Genomic DNA, 16,764 nt, shown 5'->3' with positions numbered 1-16,764 from the left:
AATGTCGGAATTAGGGAATGTCGGACGGGGGTGCCAGGCGATAATCTGAGCAGTTTGGCGAAAGCAGTATTCACCGCTCGGGCAGCCCTGTAAATCCACATGCACTAATTCCAAATTAATTAAGCAGCCATCTCTTCCACGTTTTTCTCCACCTTCAGATTGTCGATGATGAAGCGTTGGCGGTCGGGAGAGTTTTTGCCCATGAAATAAGTCAGGAGCTTTTGAATGGAGGTTTCTTTTTGCAGGATAATAGGTTCGAGCAGCATATCCTCGCCGATGAATTTACCGAATTCCTCGGGCGAAATTTCACCCAAGCCCTTGAACCGGGTGATTTCGGGTTTGCTGCCCAGCTTCTCGATGGCATTTTGTTTTTCTTCCTCCGAATAACAATAAATGGTTTCCTTTTTATTCCTGACCCGAAAAAGGGGCGTTTCCAGAATATAAAGGTGGCCGTTCCTGACAAGATCCGGAAAGAACTGCAGGAAAAAAGTCATGATCAGCAACCGGATGTGCATACCGTCCACGTCGGCATCGGTGGCAATCACGATGCGGTTGAAGCGCAGGTTCTCGATGCCATTCTCAATGTCAAGGGCGTGCTGAAGCAGGTTAAACTCTTCGTTTTCATACACCACCTTCTTGGTCAACCCGAAGCAATTGAGCGGCTTGCCTCGCAGACTGAAAACAGCCTGAGTCTGTACATCACGCGACTTGGTAATCGAACCGCTGGCCGAGTCGCCCTCAGTGATAAATAACGTGGTGCTGAAGCGAAGTTCATCGAGCTTAGCGTCGGTAAGGTGCTGACGGCAGTCGCGCAGTTTTTTATTATGCAGATTGGCTTTTTTGGCCCGCTCGTTGGCGAGTTTCTTGATACCTGCCAATTCCTTGCGCTCCTTCTCCGACTGTTCAATGCGCTTCTTGATGGCGTCGCGCGTTTCGGGGTGCATGTGAAGGTAGTTGTCGATGCGCTCTTTGATAAAATCATTGACGAACGACCGTACCGATTGGCTATTGGGGTCAGGCGAAAGTGTGTTGGAGCCGAGCTTGGTTTTGGTTTGGGACTCAAAAATCGGTTCCTGCACCCGGATGGCGATGGCCGCCACAATGGAGCTTCGCACATCCTCCGTCGCGTAATCCTTCCCAAAGTGCTCCCGCATCACCCTTACAATAGACTCTTTGAACGCATTAAGGTGCGTACCGCCCTGCGTAGTGTACTGCCCGTTAACAAAGGAATAATATTCTTCGCCGTACTGGTTACCGTGAGTCATGGCCAGTTCGATATCCTCACCTTTCAAATGGATAATCGGGTAGCGTATCGCCTCCTCATCGGAGTTATCGCGCAGTAGGTCCAGCAGGCCATTTTGGGAAAAGTACTTTTGCCCGTTGAACGAAATCGTCAGCCCCGCATTCAGGTAGCAATAATTGCGAATCATGCTATCCAGGTACTGCGGAATGTACTTGAAGTTCTTGAATATCTGTCCGTCTGGTTCGAAGGCTATAAAAGTACCATTTCGCTGTGAGGTAGTTTCTTCCTTGGATTCTCTGAGCAGTATCCCCTCCTCAAACTCGGCCCACTTTGTTTTTCCGTCCCGGTACGATTGCACCTTGAAATAATTGGAAAGAGCATTCACGGCCTTGGTACCAACACCATTCAGACCTACCGATTTTTGAAAAGCGCCGGAATCGTACTTACCTCCGGTATTTATTTTTGATACACAGTCGATGACTGCGCCAAGCGGGATTCCGCGTCCGTAGTCACGGACTTCCACCCGATGCTCGGAAATCTTGATCTCGATTGTCTTGCCGTTGCCCATCATGTGCTCGTCTATGGAGTTGTCCATGATTTCCTTGACCAGAACATAAATTCCATCGTCCACCGAGGCGCCATCGCCCAGTTTGCCGATGTACATGCCGGGGCGGAGTCGGATGTGTTCTTTCCAGTCGAGTGACCGGATACTGCTTTCGTCGTAGGTTACGTTATTTTCTGCCATAGAAGGCGTGGCCTTTTTATATTAATAAATTGAGAATAGATAATGATAAGGAATCCTGCTACGTTAACAAAGATAATGCGCCTGATAATTTCCAAAAAATAGAAAATCTTTATAAAAAGGAAAAATCTGCTTTACTTTGCCCTTTCAAATTTACACACACGTATTGTACTTTTAAAAGACCACCCGTTTTTCTTCTGCCGCCGGAATTCGTTTTACGTCTCTTTTCCGTCAGCCATTTCATCACGAATTTCCCATCATGAACCTGAACACTTTCGCAATGTATCAGAAAAATCTTCTGAATGTCACATTCGCGTTATTTTTAGCCGTTTCTGCCGCTTTCGGCCAAGGAACGACGCCCGCACCCTCAGCCCCGGCCGGTGCTCCGTCATCTACTACCCCTTCCGGCAGCCAGGGCAACGGCACTACCCAAGGACAATCCCAGCAACAAGGAAACACCCGAAGCGTAACACTTCCCAACGGACAAGTGAGGCAGGTTCCGGTCAATAGCCAGGGAAATGTAGTTGGCCCCGATGGCCAGGTAGTGCAAACTACCACCAATGCACAGGGAGAAGTAGTCCCTGTCGATCCGCAATCCCAGACAGAGAATTCTCTGAAAACGGCGGAAGAAACAGCCAATGATCAGAAACGGCAGGCAAGAATTCAGGCTGAATTCGCAAAGCAGGAACTCCGTCAAAGCATTTTCGGCTATTCGCTGTTTGCCGACAGCGCTTTTTCTCCCATTCCGGAGCAGTCGATCGGCACCCCCAGCGACTACACGATTGGCCCGGGGGATAACCTTACTTTATCCATATATGGGTATGCCCAGTACCCTGACCAGGAGCTGGAGGTGAACCGCGACGGGGACGTGAATATCCTCAGAGTAGGAGTGGTGAACCTGGCGGGAAAAACCATTCAGGAAGCCCAGAAAATACTGATGGGCCGCTTTTCCAAATTTGTTCCGGGCATGTTGGGTTCGGGGGGCAATGCCTCCCAGACCAAGCTGCTGCTCACTTTGGGTAAGATTCGGCCGGTCAACGTGTTCGTGACCGGCGAAGTAGTTCGGCCCGGCAGTTATACCCTCAACTCGCTTTCTTCGGCATTCAACGCCCTGTATTTCGCAGGTGGGCCTAATGAGATTGGTACTTTCCGGGAGATACGGGTCATCCGCAGCGGTAAGGTAGTTTCCACGTTCGACATCTATGATATTCTCCTTAATGGCACTTCGGAAGGGGCCATCCGAATACAAGACAACGACATCGTCAATGTGGGTTTTGTAAAAAAGAGAATAGAAATCACCGGAAATGTTAGGCGCCCCAAGCTATACGAGGCAAAAGGCAATGAAAAGCTTGGCGATATAATCCGCTATGCGGGCGGCTTTACAGATAACGCTTACCGGGCGCGGGTAACCATCAGGCGCATTTCCGATAATGGCGAACGCCGGATTCTGGATGTAAAAAACGCAGAATTTGATAATTTTGAACTGGTCAGCGGCGATGTCATTGAGGTTCAGGCCATCTTGAATCGGTTTGAGAATATTGTTTTTCTGGAAGGGGCAGTGATGCGTCCCGGTGATTATTCAATAGACAGCAATCCGACTTTGAAGACTCTGCTGGAAAACGCCCAGGGCTTACGTGAGGATGCCTTCACAGGTCGTATCACCGTAATGCGCACCCGGGCCGATCAAACGGTCCAGAATATCCCTTTGAATCTGAAGGATATAATGAATGGTGAGGCGGAAGATCTATTACTCACCCGACTGGACAGAATCATCATCCCGTCGAACTTTGACATGGTGCAGCCGTCATACGTGCAGATTTCGGGTGAGGTGAATAACATTGAGGAACCGGAAGCCAACGACCCGACGGTCGTTAACGGACCCGACGTTGCGGCAACTACAAACAGCCTGCGTTTTCCTTATATGTCCAACATGACACTGGAAGACCTGATTCTGATGGGGGGCGGCTTCAAAGAGTCGGCCAAGGCATCACAGGTGGAAGTAATCCGCCGAGTGCGCAATTCAGACGCCAAAGCCGCCGATGCCAATATTTCGGAACACTTTGAATTTGATGTGAGCCGGGATCTTAGCCTGGATGGTAACGATACGAACTTTCCATTGTACCCATTCGATGAAGTCATTGTCAGAAAATCGCCCAATTATCAAGAACAGCAATATGTGATTCTGCAAGGCGAAGTGTTGAATCCTGGTCAGTATGCGATTGTGAGCAAAAATGATAAGGTTTCCGACCTGGTGATGAGGGCCGGAGGGTTGACGGATTTGGCCTATGTGAAGGGAGCCACCCTCATACGCAGCCGGGAGATATCAGAATTTGAAGCCCAGCAAACAGCGAATGCGCTGGGTCAGATATCCACCGAGGTACGGAAGGGATCCTTTAACGTGGCCACGGGGGGAGAAATCAGGCAGGAGTTCGTCGGGATTCAACTCGAGAAAATATTGAAGAACCCCGACTCTGAAGAAAACATCATTATTCAGGAGGGCGACATCCTGAGCATTCCCAAGCGGCTCGAAACGGTGCGAGTACAGGGTGCGCTTCTGTATCCGAACACAGTCAAGTACAGCGATGATATGAATTTCCTCGACTACATTTCTCAGGCGGGCGGATTTACCAGAACTTCTTTACGGCGTTCGGCTTACATCAAATATCCAAACGGCTCCGTGGATCGTACCCGTCGTTTCCTGATGTTCAACGTTTACCCCAAGGTTGAGCCCGGCTCGGAAATCTACGTACCAGTGAAAGGCGCGGCTTCCCTGACGCCCCAGCAAATACTGCAGCAGGGTATCTCCATCACCTCCACTCTATTCACGCTCATTCTTTCGGTTCTTGCCTTCCGCAACATCCGGTAGTATCTAACACAACGCATCTAAAATGGCCCAAGAAATAATTCACGAGCGGTATCCTGAAAGTCTGCCCGAAGACCAAATTTCGCCTAAGTCGGTCGTATTGAAGGTAGTTTCAGCCAAGGATGCTCTGGTTAGAAACTGGAAAATCATTCTGGTACTGTGTCTGCTTGGCTATGGTATCGGCTATGCCCTCGACATTTATCTGAAAAAACCGCCTCAGTACGAGGCTAGCATTCTATTCAATCTGGGAGCGGGAAGTTCGTCCAATTCGCAGTTCGGCCAGATGGCTGGTATGTTTGGACTGGGCGGTGCTCCGGACGCCAATGTTTACACGGGCGAAAACTTCCTGTACTTCGTCAATTCCCGCCCCGTGATTGAGCGGGCCCTGATGAAAGAAGTTGAGGTTGGAGACAAAAAGATGCTGCTCGCAAACTTTGTGATCGACTCAAGTACGATCAGGGAAGAAGAGTGGAAAGATAATCCGAAACTAGAAAGCTTCCATTTTAAGAGTGACAGCATCAAAGGTTTCTCCGATTTTGAACACCGGGCGCTCAATACGGTGGTGGACGTGGCCAAAGTGGCTACCGCTGTTTACGAACCCGATCGTAAATCGTCCTTCCTGATGCTCACGGTACATTTCAAAAGTGAGCTGCTCGCCGAGCTCTGGGCTAATACGATGCTGGAAACAGTGGAAGAGGTCTACACCGAAAACCAGACTTCCAAAACCCGGAAGACGCTCAAACTGCTACAGGCTCGTGCCGATTCCCTGGAACGCATCCTGAATCGGACTGAAACCAACCTGGCCCGCCAAATGGACTACAGCACCAACATCGTGGTGCCCGAAGGCCAGGCCCGGGTCACAAAACTACAGCGAAACTCGACCTTTGTTACCCAGCTTTACGCCGAAGCGTTGCGTAATGTGGAGGCGATGAGGGTTTCGCTGGTTCAGGAAGCACCGCTGTTCACGATCATCGAACCCGTGAAGGAACCTCTGGACATGAAGGCCGATGAAGGAAAGCGGGCCCAGATCGGCCTTCTGATCGGTTTGGTGCTGGCATTTGTCATTGTGTACTTCAAGGGAGTATATGCTGATGTCATGGCTGACGAAAGAGTATAAACTATTATGGCATATCGTACTACAATAAAAGCGGGAGGTTCGGGTGCAGACTACTGGCTTGACCTATGGCGGAATCGGCAATTGCTTTGGATTCTCTCCAAGCGGGATATTTCTGTTCGTTATAAACAGACTTTGTTGGGCATCGCCTGGAGCGTGGTGCGTCCCCTGATGACCATGCTGGTAATGGCAACGGTATTCAGCCTGGTGGCCAAGCTTCCGCCCGACCCGAACATCCCCTACCCGCTGATGATTTTGGGAGGACTGACGATCTGGACTTTTTTTTCCGGCGCATTCAGTCAGGTCAGTAACAGCATCGTCCTCAATTCCAACCTGGTATCGAAAGTTTACTTTCCCCGCCTGCTCATGCCACTCAGCGCCGTGGCGGTCGGCTTTATTGACTTTTTGATTTCGCTGGTGCTTTTTATCGGACTGAGTTTTTTTTACAACTACCTGCCAAGCCCCAACATTATATTTTTACCGTTTTTTCTGGTACTTACTTTCATTTCTGCACTGGGCTTTGGGCTTTTCTTTTCGGTGATCAATGTGCGCTTCCGGGATATAGCCCAGCTTATCCCATTTATCGTGCAGGTAGGCATGTACGCCTGCCCGATTGCCTACAGCACACGGCTCGTCCGGGACTCTTTGCCGCAGTATTACAAGTACTACATCATGAATCCCGCCGTGGGGATCATCGATGGCTTTAAGTGGTGTTTGTTGGGTGACAATTCCTATTTCGACCCTAACAGCCTGTATTCTACATTAATTGTATCAATAATAGCATTGTTTCTCTCTGTTATGTACTTTCGCAAGCAAGAGAATACATTCGTAGATTATATTTGATACGCAGCGACTGTCTATGCACGTCATTACAGCTGAAAATATCAGCAAAAAGTACATTATCGATCACCAGGGCACCCGAAAGCCTACCAGTTTTCGGGATGCGGTGTCCGATACTTTCGATCAGTTTTTCACTAAGAAGGATAAGGACGCCGCCTCCAACCGTAAGGAGGAGTTCTGGGCTCTCAAAGATGTGAGCTTCAGTATCGACCAGGGCGACCGCATTGGGATTGTGGGTCATAATGGGGCGGGTAAATCGACCCTGCTCAAAATCCTGAGCCGCATCACCGACCCCACTACGGGTCAGGTTACCATTGACGGTCGGGTGGCTAGTTTGCTGGAGGTGGGTACTGGTTTTCACCCTGAACTTACGGGCCGTGAAAACATCTTCCTGAACGGCGCCATTCTGGGCATGAACAAGAGCGAAATCAAGCAATCTTTTGATGCGATCGTTGATTTTGCCGGAGTGGAAAAATTCCTTGACACTCCCGTGAAACGTTACTCTTCAGGCATGTACGTGCGGCTGGGCTTTGCTATCGCTGCCCACCTTGAGCCCGAAATCATGATCATCGATGAAGTACTTGCCGTGGGCGACGCTGAGTTCCAGAAAAAATGCCTGGGAAAGATGCGTGATGTCTCCGAAAGCGGCCGTACGTTGCTGTTTGTGAGTCATAACCTCACCGCCATTCAGGCGCTTTGCAACAAGTCATTTTACTTTGAGAAAGGAAAGTTGCTCGATCAGGGCGAAACCTCTCATATCGTCACAACCTACCTTAGCCGGGTGTCGCAGAAAAAGCTCGAACGCCAGTGGGACGATGTGAACACCGCCCCCGGCAATGACCAAATCCGGGTCAAGAGCTTCAAACTGGTGCCTGACTACCTCGACGACCTGATGCACATCGACGTCAGAACGTCGATGGAGATTCAGTTTGAGTTCTGGAATATGATCGATGATGCTCAGCTAAACCTGAGCTTGCACCTGTATTCGTATACGGGCGAATGCATTTTCAACGTCGGGACGGCATCGCAATCATTCGCGAAGGGACTGATATCCGGGACTCTGGAAATTCCCGGCCACTTTCTGAATGATGGATCTTACATGGTTTCGATCATGGTGGTGAAAGATACCAGCAGCGTGATTTACAACATGGAAGAAGCCCTTACTTTCGACGTGGAGGATTACCGCGAAGGTGTGACCTGGTACGGTAAGTGGCCAGGCTACATTCGTCCCCAATTGAATTTTTCCCTGAATCAGGCTGAATCCGTTGTGAATGGTTAATGTTACCAAGTCTTTCCTTCCCGACCGGGAAGAGTACATCAAGTATATCCATCAAATTTGGGATCGGGTACAGCTCACCAATAACGGCCCGCTTCTCCAGCAGCTTGAAGAGGAGCTGAAAGCGTATCTGGGCGTAGAAAACCTGTATTTCTGCGGCAACGGTACCATTGTGCTGCAGATTGCTCTCAAGGTACTTGAAATCACGAAAGAGGTCATTACCACACCTTTTTCTTACGTTGCCACGACCAATTCCATCTTGTGGGAAAATTGCACTCCGGTATTTGTGGACATTGACCGGGACACTTTTAACATTGATCCTTCATTGATCGAGGCAGCCATTACGCCCGATACGCAGGCGATCATGGCCACCCACGTTTATGGAAATCCCTGTGCGGTGGAAGAAATCGAGGCCATTGCCAGGCGGCATTCCCTCAAAGTGATTTACGATGCGGCTCATGCCTTTGGTGTGAAGTACCAGGGACGCTCTTTACTTTCTTATGGTGACCTGAGCACATGTAGTTTTCATGCAACCAAGGTTTTTCATACGATTGAAGGCGGAGCGCTCGTCTCCAACCATCCTGAATTACACGAAAAAATTCACTTGCTTCGTGCCTTCGGACACCGTGGCGACGAGGAATATTTCTACGCAGGAATCAATGGCAAGAATTCTGAGTTTCACGCTGCCATGGGTTTGTGCAATTTGCCTCATGTTCCGGAGATTATCGCGGCCCGGAAGAACGTTTTCGAGCAGTACGACGCGCAGTTGAACTGGGCAAAACTGACAAAGCCAAAAATAGACCCGAGCATCGACTATAATTATGCCTACTACCCGGTTGTGTTTGAATCATACGATGTCATGCGAAGGGTGCAGGGGGCCTTATTGGAAAACGAAATCGCTCCCCGCCGGTATTTTTATCCCTCGCTGAATACGCTTTCCTTTCTGCCCGAATACTACCCCTGCCCGGTATCGGAAGACATCTCCTCGCGGGTGTTGAGCCTGCCGCTGTATGTAGAACAGCCGGCTGCAGAGATCGAAAAAATCAGTCAGGTGATTAACCAAAACCTTTGACCCAGCCTTCGTGGAGTTGATCTATTGGATTTTCTTCTTTCTTTTCATCGGTGGCGCTGGCTATGTGGCTAAGCGCGTTTGCCAGCCTTCCCTTTCCGAGTGGCTGCTTTGCTCGTTTGTGCTTTTCGTGGCTTGCGTCATCCCCACCGGATTCATTCTTTCGGCCCTCGACCTTACGGCTCAAACCTTTGCCTGGATTTTTGGAAATTTTCTAGTGCTGGGAGCCCATTTTGTTCTGTGGCAGAGACTTATCGGCCAACAGGAAAAAATTTCCATCCGGGGCATCCTCCGGAACCGCACCGCTACTTTCCAAACCTGGTTCAGAGAACTTTCACCTTATCTCAAGTTTCTCTTTACGCTGATGTTGGGCACGCTGCTCGTCATCGGCGTCACCAATCTGCTGCTGGTACTTTTTACTGTTCCTAATGAATGGGACAGCATGACCGGGCACCTCAACCGTGCGGTGCGCTACATTCAGCGCGGAACAATGGAGCATTTCGGCGGTACCAACTGGAACATGGACACCTACCCGAAAAGCGTCACTGCCATCCAGATTTACAGCTATTTGATTTCGGGTAAAATTGAGAATGCGTTCAAGCTAATCCATCACACTGCTTACTGGATCACGCTGGTAGCTGTTTTTGGTACAGCTCAGCGTATTGGGCGCAACCTGTCGGCCAGTTTTTTCTGTGCCTTAGCCTACAGTTTGTTTCTGGATTTTCTCATGCAGGCCATAACTACCGAAACCGATATTGTTCTCACGGCTTATCTCAGTTGCCTGCTCTATTTTCTGTATAGCTACCACGCTACCCGGCAAGACAGGTACCTGTACCTGGCGGGTCTGGTCTTCGGAATCACACTCGGCCACAAGGTGACGTTCGTGCTCCTGCTGCCGTCGGTGTTCGTGATTATGATTTACACCGTCTTTATAGCTTCCGAGGTCAAGATCTTTTTTCAAAGGACCTTCAAGCTTGGGCTGGCTATTGCCTTGGCGGTTCTTATTTATGCCCTGCCGACGGGTTATATCAAGAATATACAGGTGTTTGGCCATCCCATCGGCCCACCCACCGCGTTGAAGCACCAATCTGTAGAAAGAGCAGGTAGTTTACAAAATTTGTTTGAGCAAGGTAGCCGAAACCTTGTGCGGTACAGCTATGATTTTTTCAACCTCGACGGCATTCGAAACGCCCAGTGGGGGTACGACCTCAACACCCAAATTCGCAAGCCAATCGTCCTGCTGGAAGACAAACTGGGTATGCGGCTGGACGAGGAGACAGATTTCTCCATCGTACCTTTCAGTTTTCAGCGTCGTTTCGAATTTTATAACGCCAATCCCTATTGGGGGGTGTTTGGCTTCGCGCTGCTCCTACCTCTTGTTTTTCTCACCTTCCTGAGGGTATTTCGCTCACGCCCGCATTGGTTTCTGGCAGCATCTATTGTGCTTCATTTCATGGCCATCTCTTACTCAGCGCCTTATGATCCTTTTAAAGGAAGATACTTTATCGAGACGGGTCTGTTCGGTTCGCTATTCCTATTGATGCTTTTTTCCAACCACCGGCTTTCCATTCTGAAGCCACGGCGGTTTATCTGGAAATCATACGTCGGCCTGATCGTGGTTTTGGCTTGCATCTCGGCGGTGATGTCGGTTTACCTTAATATCCGGTGCCTGCCACTACCAGCCTACGGTTACGAATCGGCTTTCACTACGGAGCGAATAAAATTTCAGACATTTGCCCGTCCTGACACTTACCGGCCCTACCTGAGGTTTGACTCCCTGGTGCCGCCCAATGCCACAGTGGCTTTGGGAACAATCAACGACGATTTCGAGTATCCTTTATATGGAAAGGATTTAACAAGGAGACTTATTTCAATCAATCCCTTCGAGCAAGGTGTGCAACCCATTCCGTCTGAGGCTGATTACTTGTTTTTCGACAAAAGCGTAATCTCTCCCCAAGCCGGTGACGTACGTCTCGGAACGGATACGACTATGACCGATCTTATAGTTAAAGGGGAAGATTATTATTTGCGAAAATTAAAATAAGCACGGCACACTATGAATTTGTCTTAGCTTTGCCGTTTTAAGGCATTACATGATATACAACACAACGCAAAGTACCCCCGAATAGCGGGTACATTATCTCAACTATCCACTTAAAATCACTCACTAGAAATTTGAAACAGACTTGAAACTTGCCATAATGCAGCCGTATTTCCTACCCTATCTCAGCTACTATAAACTGCTGAAATTGGTGGATAAATTCGTAATTTACGACGACGTCAATTTTATCAATCGTGGTTGGATAAACCGAAACAATATTCTGGTGGGCGGAAAAGCTCACCTCTTCACGGTCCCCCTGATCGATGCCAGTCAAAACAAGCTGATTTATGAGGTGCAGGTTTCGCCCGATCAGGTTTGGCGCAAAAAAATTCTCAAAACGATAAGTCAGGCCTATCGGAAGGCCCCTCAGTTCGAAACCGTTTTCCCCTTAGTCGAAGACATTATCACCGATCAGTCGGAAAGTGTGGCCGATTTCTGTTTGCAGAGCCTGGTTAAGACGGCGCGATTCATGAACATCGACACGGAAATCGTGAAAACATCGCGGCAATACAATAATAGCGATTTGAAAGGGCAGCACAGAATCCTTTCTATTTGCCAAAAAGAAGGGGCCAGTCACTATATCAATCCCATCAGAGGACAGGCTTTGTATGACAAACACTTGTTTTGCAACGAGGGAATCACCCTGAATTTCATCCACACTACCCCCCGGGCTTACCCCCAATTCAAAAACGACTTCGTACCTTTGCTTTCCATCCTGGATATTATGATGTTCAACAATCAGAAAGAAATTCAGGATTTGCTGGGCGAATACGATCTAATTTAGCACGGGACGAGTGCAAAGTACCCGTTGACCGTAGCGGCCACACGGCCTCAGACTTGTAAACTTAAACACCTCCCCATGGCAAAGGTCATTATTTTTGGCATCCTCGATACGGCAGAACTTGCTCACTATTATCTGGACAACGACTCCGAGCACGAGGTTGTAGCCTTTACGGTCAACCGGGAATATCTGAAGGAAGAGTCCTTCCGTGGCTTGCCGCTCGTGGCTTTCGAAGACGTCGAAACCCTTTTCCCGCCACAGGAATACTCTTTTTTCGCACCACTAACGGCCCGGAACATGAACCGGAACCGCGAGAAGATCTACTTGGAAGCCAAGGCAAAAGGGTACGCTTTCATTTCCTATATCAGCTCGCACGCCACGATTCTTGACCGGAGTGTCGTGGGAGAGAATTGCTTCATTCTGGAAGATAACACGATCCAACCCTTTACAACCATCGGCAATAACGTGGTATTGTGGAGTGGCAATCATATCGGCCATCACGGGACTATTCAAGACCATGTCTTTTTCACTTCCCACGTGGTGATGTCAGGCCACTGCACCATCGAATCGTATTCTTTTTTCGGGGTGAACAGTACGATACGCGACTACTCGCACATTGCGCAGGGTACGCTGGTAGGCATGGCTGCTGCCATAATGAAGAATACCGACGAATGGAGTATTTACGTGGGTAATCCCGCCAAAAAGGTGCCGGGCAAGAAAAGTTTTGAAGCTTATTAAAGCTGTTTAACTTTGTCGTTTGCCTAACCAATCCTTTGTGAGTTTGCAAAAAGTTCTCTTCATCTCCCACGACGCTAACCGAGCGGGCAGCCAATTGCTGTTGTTGCAACTTGTGGGTCTGTTAAAGGATAAGGGTATCCCAACGCACCTGCTGCTCTGTGAAGACGGTGATTTGGTTGCTGAATTCGAGCAGGTCACCTCGGTCACACTGGTCAAACCGATCCCGCAACATTCTTTTTTACAGCGACTTCTGGGAGTTGTATTGAAAGGTCGCCGTAGCTCGGTTCACGAAAATCCTGACTTCTCACGCGTCAAGGCAGAGCTGATGGCGCAAAATTTCGGACTGGTTTTCGTCAATTCAGTAGCCAATGCTGAATTCTACCATAAAAACCTCGAATATCTTCACCATCTGCCCGCAGTGTTGTTTGCCCACGAACTGCAGATGTCGGTAGCCACCTACTCCGAGCCTGAATCCCTGAAGTTTCTGCTAGCCAGATGCCGGCACCTCATCGCTGTTTCGAAGGCAGTAGCCCATTTTTACGTCAAGGAGTACCATTTTCCTCCCGGCAAGGTTAGCACATTTACGCTGATCAATACACTCGACATCCGACAACGGATTGCGTCGGTTGATCCCAAAATCCTTCAACAGGAACTCAATCTACCCGACGATGCCATTGTAATAGGTGGCTGTGGCAACGCGGAGTGGCGCAAGGGCAACGACATTTTCAACCTTGTTGCCCGGGAAGTCATTGAGCGGTTGCCCGAAAAGCCCATCTATTTTGTGTGGGTCGGAGCTGGCGATTCACAGCCTTTCTATGAACTGATAAAGTTTGATATCGAGCGATTTGGACTCGCGGACAGAATCCGGCTGATTCCGCCGACGCCCCGGGCATTGGATATCATGACGCGCTTTGATCTCTTCCTGCTCAGTTCTCGCGAGGACCCTTATCCTCTGGTGGTACTTGAAGCGGCTTTGCTTCAAAAGCCAATCGTGTGTTTCGATCAGGCAGGAGGTGCTCCTGAACTTGTGGAAAGTGACGCCGGGGAGGTGGTAAAGTACCTCGACGTCCATGCCGCTGCGGATGCAGTCATTTCGCTCATCGAAAACAAAGACCTGCGCCTCCGGAAAGGTAAGAAGGCGCACGACAAGGTACTGGATCGCCATGACACGGCATTGAGTGTACAGAAAGTAATTGATGTGATCGAAGATTCTACGGGTCAGGACACACTAACAGGTCAAAAGGTAAAAAGTACCGAAATCAGCCCTGCCGCATGACGATTGCTTTCACAATTTGCTCGGTCAACTACCTGGCGCAAGCCCGTACTCTGGGCGATTCGCTCCGCCGCACCAATCCTAATGTCCGGTACTTTATTGGTCTGGTGGATCGGCTGGACGATGTTACCTTCGAACCGGGCTACGAGCCGGACTACCCCTTGGTGGAAGTACACACGATTGGCATTTCTGGTTTTGCCGAAATGTGCGACCGCTACAACATCACCGAACTTAACACAGCGGTCAAGCCCTTTTTCTTTAGCTATTTTTTTGAAAAGTACCCCGAAGCGGATAAGGTCATCTACTTTGACCCCGATATAATCGTGTATCAGCCTCTCACCCGGCTACTTCACCATTTGGATAAGCATGAGGCGGTACTTACGCCACACCTTTGCACCCCGATTGAGGACCGAAAGACCCCGAATGAACTCCACCACCTGAATACGGGCATATATAACCTGGGTTTTTGCGCCTTCCGGCGTAGTGAGGCTATTGTTAATTATATAAAGTGGTGGGAAGAAAAGCTGCGCTACGAATGCCTTATCGCGCTTTGCGACGGGCTTTTTGTTGATCAGCACTGGATGGATTTCCTTCCTCTTTTTGTGGAAAACACCTACGTAGAAAAGCACCGGGGCCATAACGCCGCCTACTGGAATCTTCATGAGAGATATTTTTCCAAACAGGGTCAAGAGTACATTGTCAACGAAGAGGAGTCGCTTGTCTTTTTCCATTATAGCGGCTACGACCCACGTAAGCCAGAGTTAATCTCCAAGTACCAGGATCGCTTTGCCTTTGGAGAACGCCCTGATCTGGTAGCCTTGTTTGCCTTCTATCACGAGCAACTCGTGCAGAACGGCAACGAATACTACCGCCAATTTCCTTGCCGCTACATCAAGCCGGCCAAGATTTATAAGTACGTCCGCGTCAGAAAAGCGCTTACTGCCCCGTTACGGAAATTAGCGGAGGTCCTTGATACTTATTGATGAAGGAGCCCGTCACCATTCTTATTCCGGTTTTCAGTCTACCGCTCACGGCAGTAGCCATGAACTCGCTGGCAACGATCCAGGAACACCTGGGTGATTTTCCGATTACTTTCATCAAAGGCGAAAGCCTCACCCAAGTTGAAGAATTGACAGAGTTTTGTCCGACGGCAGACTACGTTTCCTTCGACGATCGCTATTTTTCCAGCCGAACCGGATACGCCAAACTATTACTGGGGACAGACTTATACTCGAATTTCGGGTGGAGCCGCTACCTTTTGATCTGTGAGATGAACACCGTAGTTACCCGGAATGAACTCGCTTACTGGTGCCGGCAGGGTTACGATTTCATTCAACCCCTTCCCGATTTTGCGGGACAGAGTCCATCGGCCATAAACATACAGGCACGGTTAAACAGGCGGGAGTTCTTCATAAAAAACAAAATCGAATTAGCAGCATTCGGGAATTCAAGCGGTATTTCTTTGCGGAATATTGAAGCTTTCCAAAAGTTGACCAAGCGCAAACGGAGGGTCATTCACCAGTACCTTGATTCGGCTACCAACCTGGAAAACGACGCCGTTTTCTGGGAATTTTACACCAACCGCTGGTGGCCGGAAATGAATACACCTACCGCGCTAAGCCGAAAACGTTTCGCTCAATCCGCTAACTTGGCCGCCGCATCCGGCGGATCTGCCGAAAGTCCTTTCGCTATTTCTGGACTTACGAAGCCAGTTCCCGCGCTCAAAGATTTATGAAAATTGCCTTCACGGTCTGTAACCGACACCAACTCAGCCATGCTCTCGTGCTGGCCCATTCGTTAAGAAAGCATAACCCTGACCATCGGTTTTTTCTCGGTTGGGTAGATCGGATGAAACTACCTAACCTCCCGGATTGGATAAGTATTGTGCCGATAGAATCGCTCGAACTGAACGACTGGGTTGGCATGGAGCAGCGCTACTGCGATTTCGAATTGGTTGCGGCCTGCAAGCCATTTCTTGCCCGGCATCTGTTGGCTCTGTTCCCCAATTGCGAAGAACTGGCTTACCTCTCCCCCACTACCCAGCTATACGGTTCGATCGACCAGGTTACCGACAAATCCGCTTTTCTACAACTCAGTCCGCAGCGACTACGGCCTATTGGCGGTTCAGGAAATGGATCAACTGCCGGGCTCGACGATAAACGCACCCTCAACACGGGCATGTATCATGCCGGAAGCTGGATCATGCACCCTGATGGCCAGGAAACAGCTATGTTGAACTGGTGGTGCGATCGGATGACTGATCGCGGCTTTTTCGATTTGTGCGAAGGAATGTGCCTTGATCAGTTATGGTTAAACTACCTGCCGATTTATCATGAGCGGGTGGAAACCTTGCGGAACCCCGGCTGGCACTATGGGCTGCACGCCGTTCCAGCCTCGAAATTGACCGTTGTCAACGGCAAGTACTATGTCGATGGGCTTCCCCTGATTGCTATTGATTTTGCGGGAGCCGAAACCTACCACCCCATATGGAGCGACCACATTGGTTTGGTCGATGGCCACAGTCATTGGAAGGCGTTACGACAATCCTACCGCCACTCACTGCGAGAATATGCTCTCCCTACCGACCAAACGCCCCTTCCTTACGGCCGGGTCTCCACTATAAAGTCAAACCGAGGCCTCCGCAAAATTATGGTGCGGCAGTTGCTCCGACTGGTGAAGCGAATTGAAACCTTCGACTGGACTTACTGAAACATTCCTAACCGG

13 protein-coding genes are annotated in these 16,764 nt (G+C 49.5%); 12 read left to right on the top strand and 1 reads right to left on the bottom strand.

The features are described from left to right. Positions 1 to 119 precede the first annotated feature (119 nt). Positions 120 to 1,988, bottom strand: coding sequence for a DNA topoisomerase IV subunit B (locus IE117_RS16265; RefSeq protein WP_189565542.1), 1,869 nt, complete (start codon positions 1,986 to 1,988; stop codon positions 120 to 122). Between the two features lie 256 nt (positions 1,989 to 2,244). On the opposite strand from IE117_RS16265, the gene IE117_RS16260 reads away from it, so the two are divergent. The 12 genes from IE117_RS16260 (at position 2,245) to IE117_RS16205 (ending at position 16,749) form a co-directional block, all read left to right on the top strand. Beyond that, entirely contained in the window at positions 2,245 to 4,851 is a 2,607-nt protein-coding gene (locus IE117_RS16260; RefSeq protein WP_189565541.1) for an SLBB domain-containing protein, read from the top strand. Between the two features lie 22 nt (positions 4,852 to 4,873). Then, positions 4,874 to 5,965: a GumC domain-containing protein gene (locus IE117_RS16255; RefSeq protein WP_189565540.1), complete on the top strand. Its 1,092-nt coding sequence runs from the start codon at positions 4,874 to 4,876 to the stop codon at positions 5,963 to 5,965. A gap of 3 nt (positions 5,966 to 5,968) precedes the next feature. Continuing rightward, complete coding sequence (locus tag IE117_RS16250) at positions 5,969 to 6,805, top strand: ABC transporter permease (protein WP_374757972.1); 837 nt, start codon at positions 5,969 to 5,971, stop codon at positions 6,803 to 6,805. A gap of 16 nt (positions 6,806 to 6,821) precedes the next feature. Beyond that, on the top strand, positions 6,822 to 8,081 hold the full coding sequence (locus tag IE117_RS16245) for an ABC transporter ATP-binding protein (RefSeq protein ID WP_189565538.1): 1,260 nt from the start codon (positions 6,822 to 6,824) through the stop codon (positions 8,079 to 8,081). Next, positions 8,074 to 9,150 (top strand): DegT/DnrJ/EryC1/StrS family aminotransferase, encoded by a 1,077-nt coding sequence (locus tag IE117_RS16240; protein WP_189565537.1) that lies wholly within the window; start codon positions 8,074 to 8,076, stop codon positions 9,148 to 9,150. Before IE117_RS16245 ends, IE117_RS16240 begins: the two co-directional genes overlap by 8 nt. Positions 9,151 to 9,160: 10 nt before the next feature. Further along, positions 9,161 to 11,191 carry an ArnT family glycosyltransferase gene (locus tag IE117_RS16235; protein WP_189565536.1) on the top strand — a complete coding sequence of 677 codons (2,031 nt, stop codon included), beginning with the start codon at positions 9,161 to 9,163 and terminating at the stop codon, positions 11,189 to 11,191. A gap of 157 nt (positions 11,192 to 11,348) precedes the next feature. Further along, positions 11,349 to 12,032, top strand: coding sequence for a WbqC family protein (locus IE117_RS16230; protein WP_229581027.1), 684 nt, complete (start codon positions 11,349 to 11,351; stop codon positions 12,030 to 12,032). 75 nt (positions 12,033 to 12,107) lie between these two features. Then, positions 12,108 to 12,767 (top strand): acetyltransferase, encoded by a 660-nt coding sequence (locus IE117_RS16225; RefSeq protein WP_189565534.1) that lies wholly within the window; start codon positions 12,108 to 12,110, stop codon positions 12,765 to 12,767. Positions 12,768 to 12,804: 37 nt separating this feature from the next. Then, positions 12,805 to 14,043 (top strand): glycosyltransferase family 4 protein, encoded by a 1,239-nt coding sequence (locus IE117_RS16220; RefSeq protein WP_189565533.1) that lies wholly within the window; start codon positions 12,805 to 12,807, stop codon positions 14,041 to 14,043. Beyond that, positions 14,040 to 15,023, top strand: a complete 984-nt coding sequence (locus IE117_RS16215; RefSeq protein ID WP_189565532.1) for a glycosyltransferase family protein — start codon at positions 14,040 to 14,042, stop codon at positions 15,021 to 15,023. Before IE117_RS16220 ends, IE117_RS16215 begins: the two co-directional genes overlap by 4 nt. Then, a complete protein-coding gene (locus IE117_RS16210; protein WP_189565531.1) occupies positions 15,023 to 15,775 on the top strand; it encodes a DUF5672 family protein in 753 nt (250 codons plus the stop codon). Before IE117_RS16215 ends, IE117_RS16210 begins: the two co-directional genes overlap by 1 nt. Beyond that, on the top strand, positions 15,772 to 16,749 hold the full coding sequence (locus IE117_RS16205) for a hypothetical protein (RefSeq protein ID WP_189565530.1): 978 nt from the start codon (positions 15,772 to 15,774) through the stop codon (positions 16,747 to 16,749). Before IE117_RS16210 ends, IE117_RS16205 begins: the two co-directional genes overlap by 4 nt. The last annotated feature ends 15 nt before the right edge of the window (positions 16,750 to 16,764 follow it).

The sequence above is a fragment of the Persicitalea jodogahamensis genome (genome assembly GCF_014651615.1).
GTDB lineage: Bacteria > Bacteroidota > Bacteroidia > Cytophagales > Spirosomataceae > Persicitalea > Persicitalea jodogahamensis.
Note: the sequence above shows the minus strand (reverse complement) of the source record. Positions and strands in the feature narration are given on the sequence as shown.